Source organism: Bifidobacterium asteroides, from assembly GCF_009683175.1.
Lineage (GTDB): Bacteria > Actinomycetota > Actinomycetes > Actinomycetales > Bifidobacteriaceae > Bombiscardovia > Bombiscardovia asteroides_H.
Map to the genome: position 1 here is coordinate 174512 of NZ_WKKW01000001.1, position 20364 is coordinate 194875.

The 20364-nt window shown below is 63.2% G+C and carries 17 protein-coding genes, 2 pseudogenes and 1 riboswitch; of the genes and pseudogenes, 3 read left to right on the forward strand and 16 right to left on the reverse strand.

Annotated features, from left to right (window positions below; translation table 11 throughout):
* The 11 genes from GKC41_RS00805 to GKC41_RS00855 form a co-directional block, all read right to left on the reverse strand.
* Window positions 1-537: an arginine repressor gene (locus GKC41_RS00805; RefSeq protein WP_154312514.1), complete on the reverse strand. Its 537-nt coding sequence runs from the start codon at window positions 535-537 to the stop codon at window positions 1-3.
* Window positions 537-1511, reverse strand: coding sequence for an ornithine carbamoyltransferase (gene argF / locus GKC41_RS00810; RefSeq protein ID WP_029678429.1), 975 nt, complete (start codon window positions 1509-1511; stop codon window positions 537-539). Before argF ends, GKC41_RS00805 begins: the two co-directional genes overlap by 1 nt.
* A 48-nt stretch (window positions 1512-1559) precedes the next feature.
* On the reverse strand, window positions 1560-2876 hold the full coding sequence (locus GKC41_RS00815; RefSeq protein WP_154312515.1) for an acetylornithine transaminase: 1317 nt from the start codon (window positions 2874-2876) through the stop codon (window positions 1560-1562).
* Entirely contained in the window at window positions 2863-3810 is a 948-nt protein-coding gene (gene argB / locus GKC41_RS00820; protein ID WP_044097800.1) for an acetylglutamate kinase, read from the reverse strand. Before argB ends, GKC41_RS00815 begins: the two co-directional genes overlap by 14 nt.
* Window positions 3811-3874: 64 nt before the next feature.
* Complete coding sequence (argJ, locus tag GKC41_RS00825) at window positions 3875-5044, reverse strand: bifunctional glutamate N-acetyltransferase/amino-acid acetyltransferase ArgJ (RefSeq protein ID WP_154312516.1); 1170 nt, start codon at window positions 5042-5044, stop codon at window positions 3875-3877.
* A complete protein-coding gene (gene argC, locus GKC41_RS00830) occupies window positions 5041-6132 on the reverse strand; it encodes an N-acetyl-gamma-glutamyl-phosphate reductase (protein WP_154312517.1) in 1092 nt (363 codons plus the stop codon). The genes argJ and argC overlap by 4 nt, the downstream gene beginning before the upstream one ends.
* A gap of 74 nt (window positions 6133-6206) precedes the next feature.
* Window positions 6207-6809: a DJ-1/PfpI family protein gene (locus GKC41_RS00835; RefSeq protein WP_154312518.1), complete on the reverse strand. Its 603-nt coding sequence runs from the start codon at window positions 6807-6809 to the stop codon at window positions 6207-6209.
* Between the two features lie 213 nt (window positions 6810-7022).
* Window positions 7023-7631 carry a DUF4190 domain-containing protein gene (locus GKC41_RS00840; RefSeq protein WP_052323200.1) on the reverse strand — a complete coding sequence of 203 codons (609 nt, stop codon included), beginning with the start codon at window positions 7629-7631 and terminating at the stop codon, window positions 7023-7025.
* Between the two features lie 25 nt (window positions 7632-7656).
* On the reverse strand, window positions 7657-10263 hold the full coding sequence (gene pheT, locus GKC41_RS00845) for a phenylalanine--tRNA ligase subunit beta (protein WP_154312519.1): 2607 nt from the start codon (window positions 10261-10263) through the stop codon (window positions 7657-7659).
* 7 nt (window positions 10264-10270) lie between these two features.
* Window positions 10271-11338, reverse strand: coding sequence for a phenylalanine--tRNA ligase subunit alpha (pheS, locus tag GKC41_RS00850; RefSeq protein ID WP_029678422.1), 1068 nt, complete (start codon window positions 11336-11338; stop codon window positions 10271-10273).
* A gap of 69 nt (window positions 11339-11407) precedes the next feature.
* Window positions 11408-12328, reverse strand: coding sequence for a TrmH family RNA methyltransferase (locus tag GKC41_RS00855; RefSeq protein WP_029678421.1), 921 nt, complete (start codon window positions 12326-12328; stop codon window positions 11408-11410).
* Window positions 12329-12548: 220 nt separating this feature from the next.
* On the opposite strand from GKC41_RS00855, the gene GKC41_RS00860 reads away from it, so the two are divergent.
* A complete protein-coding gene (locus GKC41_RS00860) occupies window positions 12549-13169 on the forward strand; it encodes a superoxide dismutase (protein ID WP_015022073.1) in 621 nt (206 codons plus the stop codon).
* 109 nt (window positions 13170-13278) lie between these two features.
* Here the strand turns inward: GKC41_RS00860 and GKC41_RS09050 are convergent, their stop codons facing one another.
* The 5 genes and pseudogenes from GKC41_RS09050 to GKC41_RS00875 form a co-directional block, all read right to left on the reverse strand.
* Window positions 13279-14328, reverse strand: coding sequence for a CbiQ family ECF transporter T component (locus GKC41_RS09050; RefSeq protein WP_418904378.1), 1050 nt, complete (start codon window positions 14326-14328; stop codon window positions 13279-13281).
* Window positions 14317-15240: pseudogene (locus GKC41_RS09055) on the reverse strand (ATP-binding cassette domain-containing protein); the annotation flags it as partial. The gene GKC41_RS09050 and the pseudogene GKC41_RS09055, both read right to left, overlap by 12 nt.
* Window positions 15214-15774: pseudogene (locus GKC41_RS09060) on the reverse strand (energy-coupling factor ABC transporter ATP-binding protein); the annotation flags it as partial. The pseudogenes GKC41_RS09055 and GKC41_RS09060, both read right to left, overlap by 27 nt.
* Before the next feature lie 10 nt (window positions 15775-15784).
* Window positions 15785-16459 (reverse strand): ECF transporter S component, encoded by a 675-nt coding sequence (locus tag GKC41_RS00870; RefSeq protein WP_229281543.1) that lies wholly within the window; start codon window positions 16457-16459, stop codon window positions 15785-15787.
* 49 nt (window positions 16460-16508) lie between these two features.
* A riboswitch (TPP riboswitch) is annotated at window positions 16509-16624 on the reverse strand.
* A gap of 27 nt (window positions 16625-16651) precedes the next feature.
* Window positions 16652-18028 (reverse strand): dipeptidase, encoded by a 1377-nt coding sequence (locus tag GKC41_RS00875; protein ID WP_154312521.1) that lies wholly within the window; start codon window positions 18026-18028, stop codon window positions 16652-16654.
* Between the two features lie 66 nt (window positions 18029-18094).
* On the opposite strand from GKC41_RS00875, the gene GKC41_RS00880 reads away from it, so the two are divergent.
* Window positions 18095-18721, forward strand: coding sequence for a DUF3043 domain-containing protein (locus tag GKC41_RS00880; protein WP_154312522.1), 627 nt, complete (start codon window positions 18095-18097; stop codon window positions 18719-18721).
* A 141-nt stretch (window positions 18722-18862) separates the two neighbouring features.
* Complete coding sequence (locus GKC41_RS00885; protein WP_154312523.1) at window positions 18863-20350, forward strand: dihydrolipoyl dehydrogenase family protein; 1488 nt, start codon at window positions 18863-18865, stop codon at window positions 20348-20350.
* The last annotated feature ends 14 nt before the right edge of the window (window positions 20351-20364 follow it).

Genomic DNA, 20364 nt, shown 5'->3' on the forward strand with positions numbered 1-20364 from the left:
TCAGCGGCCCCGGGAGTCCTCCTGACCGGAGACGATGGTCATAAGCCAGTCGGCCCGGGATGATGCCGCTTCATCGTCGGCTGCGATGATCAGAATCGTGTCGTCCCCGGCTATGGTGCCCAGGATGCCCTTGATGGGCTGGCGGTCCAGGGCGGAAGCCGCATATTGGGCGGCACCGGCTGGGGTTCTGACCACCAGCAGGTTGCGGGCCCGGGCCACCGAGGTGATCAGCCCGGTCAGAATCTTGGCCAGGTAGGCATCGGTCTTGTTCTCACCCTCAATCTCAGGCCCCTCGGCGGCAGCGGCCTCCATGGCCTGCTGATCGGTGGTGGCGGGAATCCAGTAGGCCATGCTCCCGTCTGAATACCGCAGCTTGGTGGCATGCAGGTCGTCCAGGTCCCGACTCAGGGTGGCCTGGGTCACCTCGATGCCCTGCTCAGCCAAGAGGGCCGACAGCTGTTGCTGGGAGTTGACCCGGTGTCGGTTCAGGGCCTGACGAATGGCATCCAGCCGGGCCACCTTGGTCGTCGGCCGCATCAGCACACCCCCTGCAGGAGGGATTCGTCGCCCCGGGAGCGGGCCACCAGCCAGGTCATCAGCGCCTTCTGGGCGTGCAAGCGGTTTTCAGCCTCGTCCCAGACCACGGACTGGGGGCCGTCGATAACCTCGGCCGTCACCTCCCGGCCCCTGTAGGCGGGCAGGCAGTGCTGGAAAAGGGCATCCGGGCGGGCATGGGCCATGAGTTGGGCGTTGACCTGATAGGGCAGGAATGGATGGGAGCGGATGGCATACTGGTCCTCCTCGCCCATGGAGACCCAGGTGTCGGTAAAGACGCAGTCGGCGTCTTCCACGGCCTGAACCGGATCCGTGGTGACCAGAATGGATCCTTCGTTTTCAGCAGCCAGGGTCCGCGCCTGGTCCACTAGACTCGGATCGGGCAGAAAGCCATGTGGGCCGGCAATCCGCACGTTCATGCCGGCCACTGCCCCGCCCAGCATATAGGAGTTGGCCATATTGTTGGCCGCGTCGCCAAGGTAGGCGATGGTCATGCCAGCCAGGGCATCCACCCCGCCCCGGTGCTGGGCCAGGGTCAGGAAGTCGGCCAGGACCTGGCAGGGGTGGAAGGAGTCGGTCAGTGCGTTGATGACGGGCACAGTGGCATGGGCAGCCATGGTCTCCACCCGATCCTGGCCGAAGGTGCGCCAGACTATGGTGGATGTCATCCGTGTCAGCACATTGGCTGTATCGGCAACGGGTTCGCCGCGGCCCAGCTGCGAGCCCGGGCTGTCGATGACCATGGGATAGCCGCCCAGCTGGGCCACGCCTACGCAGAAGCTGGTTCTGGTGCGCGTGCTGGGTTTGTCGAAGATGATCGCCACGGCCTGAGGCCCATGGTAAGGCTGGGATAAATAGGGATTGGCCCTGAAAGCCATGCCCAGTCGAAGCACCTCCAGCTGCTCCTCGTGGTTGAGGTCGTCGTCACGCAGCATGTGCCGCAAACCGCTGTTCATCTCTACCTCCCTTACGTTGTCATCACGAATGTCTCTATACGCTGTAAATCAACGATCATCCCCTTGCGAACCCATGTCCCCGAGACGGGATGGGACCTTGGAGAGGATGTCGACAGCCAAGTCGATCTGATCGGCCTGGATGATCAGGGGCGGCGCCAGACGCAGGGCATCAGGGGCTACGGGATTGACTATCAGCCCGTGGTCCAGGCACCAGGCACCCACCTTGCCGGCACATGGAGAACTCAACTGGACGGCATCCAACAGGCCTCTGCCTCTGACCTGGGTGAAGAGAGGGTTGCCGCAGGCGGCTATGCCATCGCGCAGCCTCTCCCCCATTTGTCTTGCTTGCTCCAGCAGACCCTCCCGCTGGATAGTCTCCAGGGTGGTCAGCGCCAGGGCCGATCCCAGGGGGTTGCCGCCGAAGGTGGACCCGTGCGTACCTGGGGTCAGCAGACCAGAAGGCCCGGAGCCAAAAGTGATCATCCCTCCCATGGGGAAGCCGCCGGCCACCCCCTTGGCGAAGGTGAGCACATCGGGACAGGCGCCGCCGGACAGGCTCTGATCCTGGAAGGCAAACCAGTGGCCTGTTCTGCCCATCCCAGTCTGCACCTCGTCCAGAATCATCAGCGCACCATGCTGGCTGCAGAGCTCACGCACTTTTTGCACATAGTCGGGCTCCAGCGGCAGCACGCCAGCCTCGCCTTGGATGAGCTCCAGTATGACGGCGGCTACTGGCTGGTCGGAAGCCTCTTCTCCGGAGATGGCCTCCTCCAGGGCTTTGGGGTCACCGGACGGCAGGAAGCCCATCCCTGGTACCAGAGGCTGGAAGGGCTCACGGATGGCTGGCTTCCAAGTCAGGCTGAGCGAGCCCATGCTGCGACCATGAAAACTGTGCGTCAGCGCCAGGATTCGGCCGGGATGCCCGCCCATGCGAGTGCCATGCAGCCGGGCCAGCTTGATGGCCGCCTCATTGGCCTCGGTTCCGGAGTTGCAGAAGAAGACGCGTGAACCATCCGGGGCCTGGGCCAGCTCCAGCAGCCGCTCGGCCAGCTTGATCTGGGGGCGTGAGGCGAAAAAGTTGCTGATATGGGCCATTTTGCCGGCCTGCTCAGCCAGGGCCTTGTTCCAAGCAGGATGGGCGTAGCCCAGGGCGTTGACCGCGATCCCCGCCAACATGTCCAGATAACGGTTGCCGTCAACGTCCCATATCCATGCACCTTGGCCGTGGTCCATGACCCTGCCTGGCCTTCCAAAGACCTGCATATGGACATGGTCATAGCGATCGGCCCATTGGCGACTCTGTGGACCCTCAACCGTTTCGGCTGGCTCCGCGATCTTGCCGCAATCTTGATCAGCCTTGTTCATGGCTCCTCCTCATGACCATTTCATGGCCCGGCACAACGACGGTGCCGATCCCGTTTTGGGTGAAGATTTCAGTGAGCATGGAGTGCGGCTGGCGCCCGTCAATGATGTGGGCCTGACTGACCCCGGCACGTACAGCCTGCATGCAGGCCTCCATTTTGGGACGCATGCCTGCCTTCATGTCTCCAAGCAGACCGTCCAGGCGATCCACGCCAATGCTGGATACCAGGGAATCAGTCTGGGGCCAGTCGGCATAGAGTCCCTCTACGTCGGTGAGAATGACCAGCTTTCTGGCTCCCAAGGCCGCGGCCAAGGCAGAGGCGGCGGCGTCGGCATTCACGTTGAGTACCTGGGTGGCGTCCTGCTCGTCCGGGGCCACCGAAGAAACCACAGGAATCCGCCCGGCATCGATCAGATCCTCCACGGCCGAAGCATCCACAGCCACAACTTCGCCCACCAGGCCCAAGTCCACTGGGTGGCCATCCACCATACCGGTACGACGGGCAGCGCTGAACAGGCCGGCATCTTCTCCCGACAGACCAACGGCCATAGGACCATGAGCATTGATGGCACCGACCAAATCCCTGCCCACCTGACCAGTCAGGACCATCCGGACCACCTTCATGATTTCCGGCGTGGTCACCCGAAGACCACCGCGGAATACCGAGGGAATGCCCAGGGCCTGAAGCATGTCAGAAATCTGGGGACCTCCCCCATGGACAACCACCGGGTGCATACCCACCTGCCGCAGGAAGACCATATCCTGAGCAAAGCACTGTCGCAGGTGGTCATCGACCATGGCATGGCCGCCATACTTGACCACGATCCGCTGACCTGCAAACTCCTCCAGCCAGGGCAAGGCCTCAATCAGCACCTGGGCCTTGCTGACATCGTCCAAGGCCCGTTCAGCTTCTGCCTCCTGCTCGCCATCTGCCATCCTTTTCCCTTTCCTCATTGCCGCTTCTGCCTCCGGTGCCTCACGCTCGTGCGCAAGCTCCGGATCAGGTGTGGTAGTCGGCGTTGATGGTCACATATTCGTGGGTCAGATCATCTGTCCAAACCGTGGCCTGGCGGTCACCCTGACCAAGATCGATATCGATATGGACCTCGGGCACGTGCAGGTCGACCAGGGAGGGATCCTGGCCGGGGCGGCCTCCTTGGCAGACCTTGACTCCGTTGAAGCTGACATCCACACGGTCCGGATCATAGGCCGCCGTCGAAGTCGGCACGGTGCCCAGGGAGGCCACTACGCGACCCCAGTTGGGATCCTCGCCAGCCACGGCACACTTGAGCAGGGTGGAGCCGGAGACAGCCCGGGCGCAGGCCAGGGCCGCGTCCTCGCTCTCGGCACCGTCCACCTGGATACGGATACGGTGGCGGCTGCCCTCGCCGTCGGCCACAATGCGACGGGAGAGCTCACCGCAGGCCTGGCTGAGCAACTCCTGGAACTGATCGGGGTCAGGCCGAACGCCAGAAGCACCGGAGGCCATGAGCAGGACCGTGTCATTGGTGGACATGCAACCGTCCACATCAATCCGGTTGAAGCTGAGCCGACAGGCCTCGGTCAGAGCGCGGCGGGTCTGATCAGGCTCCACAATGGCATCGGTGGTGATCAGGCAGATCATGGTGGCCAGCTGCGGAGCGATCATCCCCGAGCCCTTGACCATGCCGCCCAGCCGCCAGCCAGAACCGTTCAGGGCCACAGTCTTGGTACAGGTGTCGGTGGTCAATATGGCCTTGGCTGCAGCCTCGCCAGCCTCCTGGCTGGTCGACAGCTCCTGAGCCGCCTGGTCGATGCCGGCCAGTATGGGGTCCAGGTGCAGCAGGTGGCCGATGATCCCGGTGGAACAGACGGCAACCTGTTCGGCTGGCAGACCCAGATTCTTGCCTGTCCGCTCAGCCATGGCCTTGGCCTGGTCCAGGCCCTCGGAACCCGTGCAGGCGTTGGCATTGCCTGAATTGATGACAACGGCTCCTGCCCGGCCCTCTTCCAAAATCCTACTGGTCCAGATGACCGGAGCGGCCCGGAAACGGTTGGGAGTGAAAACGCCTACAGCAGTGTCCATGGGACCCTTGTTGACAACCAAGGCCAGGTTGCGGCGGCGTGAGCCTCCCGGGCGATGGGCGATGGCGGTGCCTGTCTGGAAGCCCGCGGCGTAGGTGATGCTCATGGTGCCACTCCTATGGTTGTCAGACCGGTTTCCTCGGGCAGACCCAGGGCCAGGTTGACGGCCTGAAGGGCCTGGCCGGCGGTACCCCGGGTCAGGTTGTCGATGGCTGCGAAAGCATAGAGACGGTCGGCGCGTTCGTCTGTGAGGACCTGAACCTGTGCCAGGTTCGAACCGTAGACGTCAGCCGTGGAGGGGAGCCTACCCTGGGGCAGCAGATCAACGAACGGCTCCTTGGCGTAGATCTTTTCCCAGACGGCACGAATGCCCTCCGCGCCCAAGGCACGTCCACGCGCGTTCAGTTTGGCCGAAACCACGGCCAGGATTCCACGTGACATGGGAACCAGGATAGGGGTCAGCCCCAGGCGAATCGGTTGATGGCCTCCCCCCAGGTCCGGATTGGATGCTTCCGCCTTGCGCAGGTTCTGCAGAATTTCGGGGATGTGCCTGTGGGTGCCTCCGACCGAATAGGGATGGGCTGAATTGATGGCTTCAGCTGCAAGTAGATCCATTCTGCTGCTGGAGCGACCGGCACCCGAGTAGGCCACGGCAAGATCGCCCACCAGGTCATCGGCCTGCACCAATCCGGCAGCCAGGGCCGGCTGGAAGGCCAGGGTGACTGCGGTTACGTTGCAACCCGGACCTGCTATCCGGCGGGCATGCTTGAGCAGTTCACGCTGACGAATGCCTTCCGCCGTCAATAGCTCCGGCATTCCGTAGGTCCAGGGAGAGAAAAAGTGCCCGCCGTAGTAGTCCTGCCAGTCGGCCGGATCCTCCAGCCGATGGTCGGCACCCAAGTCAACCAGCATGGATTCGGGATCCAGCTGCTCTGCCAGGGGACCAGAGGCCCCATGAGGCAGCGCCAGCACCACCAGATCATGGCCAGCCAGGACCTTCGGGTCTGTGGCCTGAATCTGTAGCGAGGCCAGTGAATTCGGAAGATTGGGCGAAAACTCCCCCAGCTGTCGACCCGCTGAACTGCGCCCAGTGACCGTACATACCCGGAAGGCGGGGTGAGCGGCCATGAGTCGGATCATTTCAGAACCGGCATAACCGGAGGCTCCCACCACGGCCACTGTATATTGGTGCATGAACGCTCCTTTCACCGGGCACCATCATAAATAGTCATGCGACAAAATGCATAATTATGCAATCTGGCGTGTCGTTATGCTTTCGACCGTGCAAAAGGGTCATAACCGGACTCCCGGTTGCGGATGTATTCCATCTGGGTGCTGGCCTTGTCCGCAGCCTCGGGCCCGCATGTGTCTTCAACATAATCCAAGGCCATATCGATGCCAGCCGAGATGCCCGAGGAGGTGCGGAACTTTCCATCGACCACCCAACGGGCCTCTTTGATCCAATCCACCCTCTCACCCGTGCTGACCACCCAGTCAAAGGCCAGATCGTTGGAGGTGGCCCGTCTACCATCCAGAGCACCGGCAGCAGCCAGCAGAGCCGAACCCGTGCAGACCGTCAGCACCTGCGAAGACTGCGCAACCAGGCTCCGCAGACTGTTTAGCCAGCGGTCATCGTCAACCAGAGCGCGCGTGCCGGACCCGCCCGGTATAAGCAGAACCCCCCTGGGATCGATCTCCTCTGGTCCCAGGGCCTCGACCCTGGCACCGCCCTCGCTGACTTTCACGCCAGGACCGTCCAAGGAGAATATACGCACACGGGCGCCATCTGTGTTGATGAAAACCTCAAAGGGCCCGAAGACATCCAGGGGTTCGAATCCGTCGAATACGACAATATTGACATCCGGCACCATTCGAATGAACCTCTCCCCACTGGCAGACCTGCAACTCATCAGACGCACAGGCATGAATAATTATTGGCGCCAATGCTCACTTCCGGGAAGTGACATCACCGCCTCAATCGATGGTACCGCCAGGCCTATAACTGCCGGGTTCTTCCTGGCACTCTTTCACAGCCTCTTGCTCACAGCCCACGTTGACACTGGCGACACCTGTATCTCGAGAGTTCAGGCGCTGACGCCGTCTCCGCCAGAGCCTCCGCCACCCGTTGAGGGCGACGGCACCATCTGTTGGTAGAAGTCGTTCAGGGAAATGCCGTTGGCCAGCAGCCAGATCCAGGCCAAGGTGAAGAGCAGATTGATGATCAGGGCAGCCATAGCCAGCCCATAGCCCTTCATATGCAGGTGTCGTGTCCGATACATGGAAATGCCGCCGAGCAAAGCTGGGATCACAGGCATGGGCAGAAAGAGGGCCATGAAGAAAGCAATGATGGCGCATGGATCCCAGTGGCCATAGACAGGATTTTGGGAGGGATCGTTCAAATTCGGCATTCCCTGGGGAGGCCATCCAGGCGTGCCGGGACGGACCTGAGGATTCCCAGGATTCCCACCGCGTCCGGGGCCCGACTGCCCCGCCATGGGCATGGGCCTGTTGGCGGGGTTGCCTTGGGACGAGTCGGATTCCTTGGCCTTGGGTTCAGGGTCCGGGCGACCGTATATGTACGGATTCCATCCTGGATAACGATCGGCGCGCGCGCCGTACAAGGGCTGGTCGCCCCCATCATGATCCTGGCGGTCAGGTCCACCGGCTGTGCCCTGTTCTTGAGAATCCGTCATGTCCCTCGGTCCCCTCGATGCCTGGTCAGGCGCGCAGTACAGCGCCCAGACCCGCAGTCTTGTCAACGATGGCCTGGCGCAGGGATTCGCTGTCCTCGGACGTCAAAGTACGGTCCGGGGCGCGGAAGGTGACTGCGAAGGCCAGCGATTTTGCATGCTCACCGATCTGATCGCCAGTGAAAACGTCGAACAGCTCGATGGATTCAAGACTAGACCCAGCCGCTTCTCTGATGGCGGAAGTCAGGTCAGCGGCCGAAACCGTGTCCGGCACAGTGAAGGCCAGATCCTGACGGACCGGCGGGAAGGTCGAGACCGGCTTGGCCTGCAGGGGGGTGTAGTCCAGGTGGTCCAGCACCATGTCCAGACTCAGCTCGAAGGCGGCCGAATGGGCAGGGAAGCCCAGAGCCTGATCGACCCGAGGATGCAGCTCACCCACCATACCGACAAACGTACCGTCATCCAGGACCAGCCTGGCGGTACGGCCCGGATGCCACTGGTCGGGCACCTGATCGGCCGAGGGCTGCTCCAGCCGATAGTGTGCACCCAACCTGTCCAGGACCCGGCGAGCCGATTCGACTGCATCGGTCCAGTCCACATCCCTGCTGTCCTTGAGCCAGCCGTCCTCCTGGGCGCGGCCGGTCAGCAGGGCCGCCACATGCAGCCGCTGCTCCGGCAGACCTTGGTCCAGGCGGGCCAGATCCTCGTCGCTGGGCCGCACGCCGCCCGGAAGGGTGGGCACCGCAGGAGCCTTGGGGTCGCGACGGAAGACATAGCCGATCTCGAAGAGGCGCACATCCGTGTTGCCGCGTCGCAGGTTGCGCTCCACGGTGTTGGCCAGCGGCAGCAGCAGGCTCTGCCGCAGATAAGGCCTGTCAGCGGCCATGGGGTTGGCCAGCTCCACGCTGTTGACATTGACCTCGTCAGGATCCATGCCGAAGGCCTTGAAATCATTGTCCCCGACGAACGGGTAGTCCAGAACCTCGGTGAGCCCGTACTCGGCCAGGGTGTCGGCCACCCAACGGCGACGCTGCTGGCGATCGGTCAGACCAACCGCACCGGACACCTTGGGTGATGGCACGGTGACGGGGATGCGGTCATAGCCCACCAGGCGGGCCACCTCCTCGACCAGATCGCAGCCCTCGCCCAGATCGGGCCTCCAGGTTGGCGGTGTCACCGACAGCCTGTCTTGAGGATCACCCTGGACCGTGCAGCCGATGTCACGCAGAATGGCCACGATGCGCTGGGGCTCCACCTCCAGCCCGGTCAGCCGGGCCACCTCGCTGACAGCAAAGTCGATGACCGGCATGGGCTTGGTCTGGTTCATATCAAGCGGAGCATCCAGATCCTGGCCACCGGCAAGGCGATGCAGCAGGTCTGCGGCCATGGCTGCAGCGGCCGGTTGCATCTGCGGATCAACCCCGCGCTCAAAGCGCTTGGAGGCCTCCGAGGGCAGCTTGTGGCGACGTGCGGTCCGGGCAATGGTGACCTGGTCGAAGTGGGCGGACTCGATGAGGATGTTCCGAGTCTGATCGGTCACCTCTCCATACAGACCGCCCATGACTCCGGCCAGCCCCAGGATGCGGGATCCCTCTTGCCCATTGGGCGAGTCGGTGATGAGCAGATCTTCGGTGCTGAGCTCTCGATCCTTACCATCCAGAGTGGTCAAGTGCTCGCCCTGCCTGGCCCTGCGGACGACGATGGGCCCGCTGAGCTTGTCCAGGTCGTAGGCGTGCAGGGGCTGACCCAGATCCAACATGACGTAGTTGGTGATGTCCACCGGCAGGCTGATGGAGCGCATGCCGGCCCGAACCAGCCGACGACGCATCCAGCTGGGAGTGGCCGCCTTGGGGTCGCAGCCGGTCAGGGCCCGCAGATAATACCGGTCACAACCGGGCTGACCATGAATGGGGTTGTCGTCCTCAATACGCACGGCCAGTGGAGCCTGATCCTCCTGAGCTGCGGAGGCGGGCACGGTCTTGTTCAGCTCAATCACCGGATCCGTGTACTCAGCGCCCGTGGAGTGATGGTATTCGCGCGCAACCCCACGGTAAGAGAAGGCGTAGCCGCGGTCTGGGGTGATGTTGATCTCAAGGACGGGCCTGTTCATATGCAACAGGGCCATGGCATCGTCCCCGGGCTTGAGCTGCTCGTACTGCTCGGGGGTGAACCCGTAGTTGCGCAGCAGGATGATGCCCTGATGGTCCGAACCCAGCCCCAGCTCACGCTCGGAGGCGCACATGCCGTCAGAGATGTGGCCATAGGTCTTGCGCGGTTCGATGCGGAAGTCGCCAGGCAGAACGGCCCCCGGCAGGGTCACCACCACTTTCTCGCCCGCAGCCATGTTCGGGGCCCCGCAGACGATGCCCCGGGGCACCTTGTGACCCTGGTCGTCCACAGCGTTGTACTGCTCGCCTACATCCACATGGCACCAGTTGATGGTCTTGCCGTTCTTCTGAGGCTCAGGCTCGGCATCCACCACATAGCCGACCACGATGGGGCCGGTCACTGTGGACTGGTGAATGTCCTCTTCCTCCAGACCGACCCGGACCAGGTCCTTGGCCAGCTGTTCATAGGTCAGATCCTCGGGGACCTGCACATGCTCCTTGAGCCAGTCGATATCTACCATTGGCATCTGACGGTCACTCCCCCATCTCGAACTGCTGGCTGAACCGCACGTCGCCTTCGACCAGGTCGTGCATGTCATTGATGTCGTGGCGCAGGAGCAGGGTGCGCTCCATGCCCACGCCGAAGGCGAAGCCTGAGTAGCGCTGCGGGTCGACGCCGGCCGACCTCAGAACGTTGGGGTTGACCATGCCGCAGCCTCCCCATTCGATCCATCCAGGGCCGCCCTTCTTGTCGGGGAACCAGAGGTCCATCTCGGCGCTGGGCTCGGTGAAAGGGAAGTACGAGGGCCGCAGTCTGGTCCGGGCCTCGGGGCCGAACATGGCCACGGCGAGCTTGTCCAGGGTGCCCTTGAGGTCGGCCATGGTCAGGTGCTCATCGACGGCGATGGCCTCGCACTGGTGGAAGACCGGAGTGTGGGTTGCATCCAGTTCGTCGGTGCGGAAGACCCTGCCCGTGCAGGCCACGTAAAGCGGCACGCCACGGGTTATCAGCGAACGGGCCTGGTCCGGCGAAGTGTGTGTACGCATGACCATGTTGGAGCCGACGAAGCCGGCGGCATCCCTGGCCTGACTGCCCTTGACGTAGAAAGTGTCCTGCATCTGGCGGGCAGGATGGTCAGGGCCGAAGTTGAGGGCATCGAAGTTGTACCACTCGGCCTCAAGCTCGGGTCCTTGGGCGATGCTCCAACCCATGGAGACGAAGAAGTCCTCCACGTCCTCCATGAGCTTGGACAGAGGGTGACGGGCTCCCTGGGGACGGCGGTTGACCGGCAGGGTCATATCCACCTGCTCGGCAGCCAGGCGACGAGACTCCTCCTCCTGGCGCAACTGCCGCTCCTTGAGCCCGTAGGCACGGCCGAAGTCAGCCTTGAGCTTGCCCGCTAGGCGGCCAGCGGTCTTCTTCTGATCCGCTGGAAGCCGTCCGATCATCCGTCCGGATCCGGCCAGGGCTGAACCTGTCCCCGCATACCGGGCCTTGATCGCCTTGAGCTCTTCCAAATCGGAGGCTTCGCGAATCCTGCCGATGCCCTCGTTGACCTCGTCGGTCATCGCCGCGGGGTCGAATTCTTCCTGTGCCACCATGGACCTTTCCACTGTTGCCAATGCCGTGTCCGGGCCGCAAATCAGCGGAAATCCCGGTCGTTGACGCCTTCACATTCTTTCAATACGACTCGACATGGCCATGGCGTAGAGCAGCACTGCCGCCGAGGTAGCCAAGTTGAGGGATTCAGCCCGCCCATATATAGGGATGCGAACTATCTGATCCATGGATTGCAGCAACTCTTCGGGCAGTCCGCGTGCCTCATTGCCGAAGAGCATGACCGTGGGTTGACGTGTCGAGTCTGGCTTGGCTGGGGTATCGCCCGCCATCAGATCGGTCAGGGAGCGGACGGGTTTGTCCGGTGTGCCATAGACATCGGCCGCCACCATGATCCGGCCCTGCCGTCTGCACAGGGCCAGGAAGTCCTCGGTGCCCATGGTCATCAGGGGTATGTGAAATGCCGAGCCAGCCGTGGAGCGAATGACCTTGGGATTGGTGGGTTCCACGCACTGGTCCACCAGGATGACCGCCCTGCAGCCTGCGGCATCAGCGGTGCGAATGACGGTTCCAGCGTTGCCTGGATCACGAATCTGCCAGAAGGCTGCCACCAGGTCGGGTCCCTCCCCGGTTAGGCTCTGGGAATCGTCTTGGCCCGTCGACTGGGCCAGAAATCCGTCCGTACGTGCCTGAGCCAGGATTCCCTGGGAATTGCCGCTGATGGCACGCATGACTCGGGCGGAGACGAAGTGCCCATAGCAGTCGGGTAGATCCCCGGCCTGCTCCATTATGGCGCCTACGGTCTCGTTGAGCGGCCGAGGGTGACCGCCATGGGCCACAGGAGAGGATTCATCCGCCTGAATATAGAGGTCAGTCAGCAGGTCGGGACGCCAGCGGACCGCCTCGCGCACGCTCTGCGGGCCTTCTACCAGGAAGCGGCCATGACGTTGCCGGGCCCGCCGATCCTGCAGTTCAGCCAGACGGCGAATCCGTTGGGCACGGGGATTGTCAAGAAGGGAGTCATCGAAGCGCATGGGCACAACTCTAGCCCCGGCGGCCGAGAGCGCTGCTGAGGAACCTTCAAGAGCACACATCTGTGGGAAAGTTCACTGAAAGAAAGGTCCGCACCCCTTGTGCTCGCCGGACAAGGGGCTAGTCTAAAAGAACCGGTCGGGTCGACCACGTCCGTCGTTGGTATGGCGCAGACCGACCATCGCTCATCTGGCTTGGCCAGAATCATTGTGAGGAGACGATATGCCCGTATATACACTTCCCGATCTGCCCTACGACTACTCGGCGCTGGAGCCGTACGTGTCCGGCAAGATCATGGAACTGCACCATGACAAGCACCATCAGGCTTATGTGAACGGGGCCAACAAGGCCCTGGAGCAGATCCACGACGCGGCCGAGTCCGGCAACGTGGCTCAGTCCAACCTGCTGGAGAAGAACCTGGCCTTCAACCTGGCCGGGCACAAGAACCACTCCATCTTCTGGAAGAACATGGCCCCGGCCATCGGCCAGGAGCCCACTGGCGAGCTCAAGGCCGCCATCGAGGACCAGTTCGGGTCCTTCCAGGGCTTCCAGACCTACTTCGAGTCCATGTGCGCAGGCATCCAGGGCTCCGGCTGGGCCGTCCTTGCCTGGGATACCCTGGGCGAGCGCCTGGTCACCCTGCAGATGTACGACCACCAGGGCAACCTGCCCGTCACCATCTTCCCGCTGGTTCTGCTGGACCTCTGGGAGCACGCCTACTACCTGGAGTACCTGAACGACCGGGCCAGCTACGTCAAGGCCTGGTGGCACATCGTCAACTGGGAGGATGCCTCCAAGCGCTTTGACGAGGTGCGCAACATCAACACCACTCTGGCCAGGTAAAAGACCAGCGCTTCCAACCACAGGCGGACCCCGGTCCTTTCCCCTCTCTGCGGGAGGCGGAAAGGACCGGGGTTCCTCTATATCCGGAGCCTGCGGAAAACCCAGGCGATCAGTTGCCGAAGAAGGCGATGGAGCCGGTCAGGGCAGCCAGGGTCAGGGAGATTGCGGGCACAGCCAGGCATATGAGCAGGAAACCGGCGTCACGTGGTCTGATCTGGGAAACCCTGGCATGGGTGCGCGGCGTGCTGCCGCCGAAACCCCTGGCCTCCATGGCCGTAGCCAAGGTCGTCGAACGTCTGATGGACAGGACCAGCAGGGCGAAGGCCTGGGGCATAAAGGCCTTGAAACGGTTCTCATCGCCCAGCCCGCGACTGCGGCGCGAGGCGGTCAGGGCCGACCAGTCATCCTTGAGAACGGTGAAGAGCCGCATGCCGGCCAGCCCTCCGTAGACGAAACGATCAGGCAGGCGGAGCACCTGGCTGAAGGCATCGGCCAGGTCGGTGGCGTCTATTCCCAGCACGGTGATAATGGCGGGAATCCCGATGGCCAGGATTCGCAGCGCGGTGGCCAGGGCCAGATCCAACGACCGCTGGGTGATGTGGATCATGCCCCACTGCCAGAAGGTGGCGCCGCCGCTCTTGCCGTAGAGGATGATCGCCAGGGCCGAGCCGGGGGCCCCCAGGAAGATGGGCCAGGTGGATCTGACCACCCGCAGGGGTGTGAAGCCTGCCGCGCCCAGCATCAGGAACTCCAGGATCAGTGCCGTCGTGGCCGAGACCGGGTCCAGGCTGATCAGCAGGGGCAGAGCCGCCAGGAAAGCCCCGATCAGACGGAAGGCCGGATTGATGGAGGCTATGTATGGCGACCGGCTGGCCAGCTTGACCGGCTCGTCCCGCTGATCCATGGGCGTGACGGTCAGTCTGGCCGCAACAGTCTTCTGACGGGCCTGCAAATCTGACTCTGATACAGGCCAGACGGCCTTTTGGGCTCCCGGAGGCGTCATCTCCACCAGACGGGCATCCAGGGCCTGAACCAGCTCCCGGTCGTGGGTGACCAGGATGATGCAGGCTCCCTGGTCGCGCAGGTCTGCAATCAGCTGGGCCATGCTGACCCAGGTGTTCCTATCCTGACCGAAGGTAGGCTCGTCAAGAATCAGCATCTGAGGTGCGGCGGCCAGGGCCGAGGCCACGGTGAGCCGCCGCTTCTCACCGCCCGAGAGCGTGTAAGGGTTGGCATGCGCGTACTGCCTCAGCCTGAAACGGTCCAGCAGCTCCAGGGCGCGAGCCTGGGCCCGGTCCTCGCTCATACCAGTGCGGATTGGAGCTAACTTGACCTCATCCAAGACCGTGCCCCGGGCGAACTGATGCTCGGGATTCTGAAAGACATAGGCGATGCGCGCCGCCAGCTGGGATGAGGTCCATCGAATGGGCTCCGGCTCGGCAGGCGTCTGCCCCTGGGGTTCCCGGAGCAGGCGGTCCTGGGCAAGGACCGAACCGGCCACTGGCTCCAGCAGACCGGCCAGGGTCATGGCCAGAGTGGACTTGCCAGCCCCGTTGGCCCCGACCAGGGCGGTGACCTGACCGGCCCTGAATTCCAGATTGATATGCTCGGCCACTGCCTTGTCCTGACGACCCACCGCCAGATCCTGGGCAGCCAGTAGAACGGGATGTTCATCCTGGCCGATGTCGGATTGCCCAGGTCTGCTCCTGTCCTGACCAAGCGCGGGAAGCGAATCCTTGGCGCTCCTATAGGCTTCCGGAACCCAGATGCCCAGGGCGGCCAGATCCAGTCCAGGATCAGTGAAGACCTCCTGGGGGCTCCCGTCGGCCATGATCACAGTCTTGCGATAGGCCGCAGCACCCGATCCTTCAGTGCCGCCTTCAACCTCACCCAGCCCAAGCACGATGACGCGGTCGATCATGTCCATCCAAGGCCCAGCCCGGTGCTCGACCAGAATCATAGTGGAGCCTTGCCGATCCAGGACCTTTCTGACGGCATCGACAATCTGCTCGACGCCGACCGGGTCCAGATTGGCCGTGGGCTCGTCCAGCAGGAGCAGCCCAGGCTGCATGGCCAAGGCACCCGCCAAGGCCAGGCGCTGCATCTGTCCTCCACTTAGATGCATGGTGGGCCGGGTCAGCTGCAGGTCGGCCAAACCCACCTCGGCCATGGCCTTTCGCACCCGTGGCCAGATTTGCTCGCGGGACAGCCCCATGTTCTCGGGACCGAAGGCCACATTGTCGCCAAGCCGCTGAAAGATGGCCTGAGCATCCGGATCCTGAAGGACCAGCCCCACACGCCCCCGGCTGGAGATGGCGGGATTGCCGTCGATCAGGACCTGCCCCTGGGTCACCCCGCCCTCGTCATCCTCGACCTGGTCCTGGCCGCTCTGCGGTGCATGATCACCCAGCAGCCCGGCCACACCCTCAAGGATGGTCGACTTGCCAATGCCAGAGGCTCCCAGCAGAAGCACCCGCTGGCCTGCAGGAATGCTCAGGGACAGATCCCTGACGGCGAAGTGGTTCCGATAGGCATGCCGATAACCCCAACCGCGCAGTTCCAAGGCTGCGGGTCGGTAGGGATTGTCCTGGATGCTCTGATCCACGCCCGAACCTCTACTTCCCGGCCGTGCGAATATCGCGGCCGGAGGCGAAACGGTCCAGAGCCCCGGTTGCGGCGATGGCCTTGTAGAGGTACCAGACCAGCACTCCGGCGATCAACGCGCCCGAAATCAGGGTGGCTATCAGATAGATCACCCCATAGGGACCGGTCAGATTGATGGCCTGCAGATGGGTGCAGAAGGAGTAGAGCCAGCAGCCGAAACCAGCTGCGGCGCCCGACAGTGCCACCGTGGACATGTTCCAACGCCGATAACGCAGCAGCATGAAGACCAGCTCGGCCATGAAGCCCTGAAGCAGACCAATCAGTATGGTCTCCACAGGCACCCAGAGGCTACCCAGCAGCGACTCCAGGATGGCCGCCACCAGCTCGGCGTAGACGGCAGCCCCCGGCTTGCGCACGATGATCGAGGCCAAGGGCCCGGCAAATAGGTAGAGACCATTGAGAATGCCTCCCAGACCGGGCACAACCCCATCCAGGAAGGACCAGGGAATGGTGGTCACCATGGCGACCACCCAGTAGATGACGGCGGAGGCCACCCCGATGACCGAGGCGACGGCGATATCCACCACCCTCCACCGTCTGGAGGGGATCCTGACCTGGATAGGAGTCCGCTCAGACTCCGGCTCCGATCCGGAAACAGTATTGTTCATGAAATGACCATCGGTCATGATCTTGTGCCTTTCCTCGGGGCGCTCCCTATGAGCGCCATCCCGTTCAGGCACGGGTCCAGTGACATCCGTGCGCCGGCATTACCCGGTAAACGTTCGTCCGGTTGAGGCTGAGCCTCCTCTCAGCCGCACGCCCTCAGGCATACGGCCCCCGTGTCACCTATAACCCTAGAACACACTGTGGCCAAAAAGTCAGTTCTGACCTGCGCCCAGGGAATCCAGCAGGAGGGCCTCGGCGATGATGTTATCGACCAGCCCCTGCAGGGAGATGGACTCGTTCGGACTGTGGGCGTTGGACTGGGGATCCTCGGGGCCGGTCACCAGAACCTGAGCCTCCGGGAAGAGCCGCTTGAGTTCGGGAATGAAGGGGATGGATCCGCCCTCGCCCTTGTTGACCGGGTCGCGTCCGAAGGCCTGCCGCATGGCCTCCTCGGCCTGCCGGACCACCGGGCTGTCGGCATCCATGGCCCATCCCATGCCCATGTCGCCGGGCGTGACCTCCACCCTGGCCCCCTGAGGAGCATGAGCGATCAGGAAATCAGCCAGTGCCTGCGCGGCCTGCTCAGGACGCTGGGTGGGCGCAGTGCGCAGGGAAATGCGGAAGCGGGTCTTATCGGCCAGCACGTTGAAGGAACCCTCCACCGGGTGGGCATCGAAGCCGATCACCGCCGCCGCCGGCTTGGTCCAGAGCCGGGAGGCCAGGGAGTCGGTTCCGGCCAGCCGGTAGGAGTCCACCACGCCGGCATCGGCACGCAGCTGGGCCTGGTCCAGGTCACGCTGCAGGCCGCCGATGGGCTGTCCGCCCTCCAGGCCGGGCACCGCCAGCTGACCCTGGTCGTCATACATGGAGGTAATCAGCATGGCGGCCAGGGTGTTGGCATCCAGGACGGGCCCGCCGAACTGCCCGGAGTGGACCGGGTGCTCCATGACTGTGACCGTGACATCCAGGTCCGCATTCCCTCGCAGTGAGGTGGTCAGGCTTGGGGTGTCCGCCGACCAGTTGCCCGAGTCGGCCACGATGATCAGATCCGAGGCGAAGTCGTCCCGATGAGCCTGAAGGAAGGGAATGAAGCTTTGCGAGCCCATCTCCTCCTCCCCCTCGATGAAGACCTTGACGTTGACGCGCAGGTCCTCGCCCAAGGCATGCAGGGCTCCAGAATGGATGGCAATGCCACCGCCGTCGTCGGCTGATCCGCGTCCGTAGAGCCGCCCATCCTTCTCAACACCGGTAAAAGGATCAGTGGACCACTGGGAGGGGTCAGGTACCGGTTGTACGTCGTGATGGGCATAGAGCAGAACGGTCGGGGCATCGGGATCCACCAGCCGGGATCCGATGACCTCAAAGGCGCCCGGGGTCCCGTCAGGATTGGTTGCCTGGACCACCCGGGCATCCACACCCACCTGCCGCAGCTGCCCGGCCACATAGTCGGCCGAGCGGCGCATGTGATCCCCGGTGATCCCCTTGGCCGAAACCGACGCCAGGGCGATCTTGTCCTTGAGCAGATCGACGACCCGGTCCCTATCGTTTTGGACACGTGTGCGGATCGTCTCCAGGCCCAGTTCCGCCATCGTTACCTCCTGTGATTACTTGCGTATCAATGCTTGCGAGTCTAGGCGTCACCGTAACCTGTTCGCATGACATGGAACCCCTTCTCACGCAAGGATCGACGGGACAAAGAGGCGGATGCGGACCAGACGGCCTCCGCTGATGAAGTACGAGGCAAGGGACGCCCCACCCCCAAGCGCAAGCAGGCCGAGGCCCGGAACCTGCGTCCGCTGGTCCCCAAGGACCGCAAGGCCTCTCGCAAGGCCGCCAAGGCCCGGATCCGAGCCCGTGAGGATGCCCAGTACGAGGCCATGAGGACCGGCGACATCGACCACATGCCCAAGTCGGAGCGCCTGCCCTGGAGGATTTACATCCGCGATTATGTGGATGCCCGCTTCAATCTGCTGGAATGGATCTTCCCGGCCATCATCCTCATGTTCGTGGCCACCCTGATGGGCATGTTCGTGGGTCCGCAGCATTACGCCACCTTCACCATGGTGGTGACCATTCTTCTGTACGGCTATCTGATTGTGGCCCTGGTCGACACCTGGCTGATGTGGCGCAAGCTCAAGCGCCTGCTGATCGACAAGTTCGGCGAGCGCTCGGTGGCCAAGGGTTCCCGCTCGGCCTCCTATGCCTGGCAACGGGCCATGATGGTCCGGCGCTGGCGGGTCCCCAAGCCCAGCCAGAGCAAGCGTGGGCACTGGCCCAAGTGACAGCTGGTTGTCCTGACTTACCGACCCATCGATTAGCCGCGCCGCCCGGTTCCACTTGAGGTTCCGGGCGTTCTTCGTATTCACTCCACATTCTGCTGATGGTCTTCATTCTCCCAGCCTCTACGGCTAGCATTGATTGTTATGCAGCAATCGATCAACCAACCCGGTACGCAGTCCCTGGACCCCTGGGATGCCAACAGCCGCCAGTACGACACCATCATCATCGGATCCGGCCCAGGCGGCTATGCCACGGCCCTTCGCACGGCAGAGCTGGGCGGAAGGGTGGCCCTGGTCGAGCAAGACCCTGTTGTTGGCGGTGTCTGTCTGAACCGGGGATGCATCCCCACCAAGGCCCTGCTGACCGCCACCCAGGTTCTCGAACAGGCCGACCTCGGGGCCGCCATGGGCATCAACGTCAAGTCGGCCGATATCGACTACCGGAAGCTTCAGGACTATCAGGACCAGATGGTGGATGCCATGACCGGCGGGCTGTCGACCCTGCTGAAGCAGCGTGACATCACCGTGATGCATGGCCATGGCACCATCGTCGGCGACGGCCTGGTAGAAGTGACCGACGACGAGGGCAATCGAACCCGCCTGACCACCTGCGACACCATCCTAGCCACCGGTTCTCATGCCAGGGCCCTGGAAGAACTCCCCTTCGGCGATCTGGTCATCGACACCGACCGGGCCCTGAGCCTCAAGCCCTTCCCCCACCGGGCCTTGATTATCGGATCAGGTGCGGTGGCCCTGGAATTCGCCACCATCTGGAATCAAGCCGGTTGCCAGGTGACGCTGATGGTCAGACGGGACCGGGTGCTCTCCCACTGGGGTCGGCGGACCGGCCAGATCATGACCCGGGAGCTGGAGCGTCAGGGAATTCAGATTATCACCCACGCCCGCTGCTCAGGTGGACACCGCCTGCCCGCAGACGGGGGAATTCAGGTCGACTACCAGCCGACCGACGACAAGGGCCAGGCAGGATCAATCGAGACTGATATGGTCCTGGTAGCCATCGGCAGGGATCCCAATACTGACCCCAAGCACATGAAGGAGCTCGGCATCGACCTGGACGAGCATGGCCAGGTCCTGACCGACTCCCAAGGGCGCACCAGTCGTGACAGGGTATGGGCCCTGGGAGACATCACCCCGGGTCACCATCTGGCCCATAGGGCCTTCCAACAGGGCATCACCCTGGCCGATGCCGCCTCCGGCCTGGATCCCGAACCGGTCAACGAGGCCACCATCCCCCGCGTGGTCTTCTCCTCCCCCCAGGCCGCAGCGGTGGGCTTCAGCCGGCAGGAGGCCGAGGACGATCCATCGCTGAACCAGGTCAAGGAGACCATCTACCCCATGATGTCCAACTCGCGCATGCGCATGAGCGGCCTGCAGGGCACCCTCAGTCTGATCACCGCCTGCCAAGCCACCGATTTGGAGAAGCAGATAGTGGTCGGTCTGGAGATGGTATCCCCCCAGGCCTCAGAAAATATTGCTGAGGCCCAGCAGCTGGTGGGCAACCAAATCCCCCTGCACCGGGCGGCCGGGCTCATCCACCCCCATCCCACCTTCTCGGAAGCCATTGGAGAGGCCCTGCTCAAGGCTGATGGCAGACCCCTGAACATGCGGTAGGCATGCGGTAGACT

Coding starts and splice junctions, on each gene's coding strand:
- GKC41_RS00805 (WP_154312514.1), bottom strand. CDS start 537: ATGCGGCCGACGACCAAGGTGGCCCGGCTGGATGCCATTCGTCAGGCC.
- argF (WP_029678429.1), bottom strand. CDS start 1,511: ATGAACAGCGGTTTGCGGCACATGCTGCGTGACGACGACCTCAACCAC.
- GKC41_RS00815 (WP_154312515.1), bottom strand. CDS start 2,876: ATGAACAAGGCTGATCAAGATTGCGGCAAGATCGCGGAGCCAGCCGAA.
- argB (WP_044097800.1), bottom strand. CDS start 3,810: ATGGCAGATGGCGAGCAGGAGGCAGAAGCTGAACGGGCCTTGGACGAT.
- argJ (WP_154312516.1), bottom strand. CDS start 5,044: ATGAGCATCACCTACGCCGCGGGCTTCCAGACAGGCACCGCCATCGCC.
- argC (WP_154312517.1), bottom strand. CDS start 6,132: ATGCACCAATATACAGTGGCCGTGGTGGGAGCCTCCGGTTATGCCGGT.
- GKC41_RS00835 (WP_154312518.1), bottom strand. CDS start 6,809: ATGGTGCCGGATGTCAATATTGTCGTATTCGACGGATTCGAACCCCTG.
- GKC41_RS00840 (WP_052323200.1), bottom strand. CDS start 7,631: ATGACGGATTCTCAAGAACAGGGCACAGCCGGTGGACCTGACCGCCAG.
- pheT (WP_154312519.1), bottom strand. CDS start 10,263: ATGCCAATGGTAGATATCGACTGGCTCAAGGAGCATGTGCAGGTCCCC.
- pheS (WP_029678422.1), bottom strand. CDS start 11,338: ATGGTGGCACAGGAAGAATTCGACCCCGCGGCGATGACCGACGAGGTC.
- GKC41_RS00855 (WP_029678421.1), bottom strand. CDS start 12,328: ATGCGCTTCGATGACTCCCTTCTTGACAATCCCCGTGCCCAACGGATT.
- GKC41_RS00860 (WP_015022073.1), top strand. CDS start 12,549: ATGCCCGTATATACACTTCCCGATCTGCCCTACGACTACTCGGCGCTG.
- GKC41_RS09050 (WP_418904378.1), bottom strand. CDS start 14,328: ATGCTGATTCTTGACGAGCCTACCTTCGGTCAGGATAGGAACACCTGG.
- GKC41_RS00870 (WP_229281543.1), bottom strand. CDS start 16,459: ATGACCGATGGTCATTTCATGAACAATACTGTTTCCGGATCGGAGCCG.
- GKC41_RS00875 (WP_154312521.1), bottom strand. CDS start 18,028: ATGGCGGAACTGGGCCTGGAGACGATCCGCACACGTGTCCAAAACGAT.
- GKC41_RS00880 (WP_154312522.1), top strand. CDS start 18,095: ATGACATGGAACCCCTTCTCACGCAAGGATCGACGGGACAAAGAGGCG.
- GKC41_RS00885 (WP_154312523.1), top strand. CDS start 18,863: ATGCAGCAATCGATCAACCAACCCGGTACGCAGTCCCTGGACCCCTGG.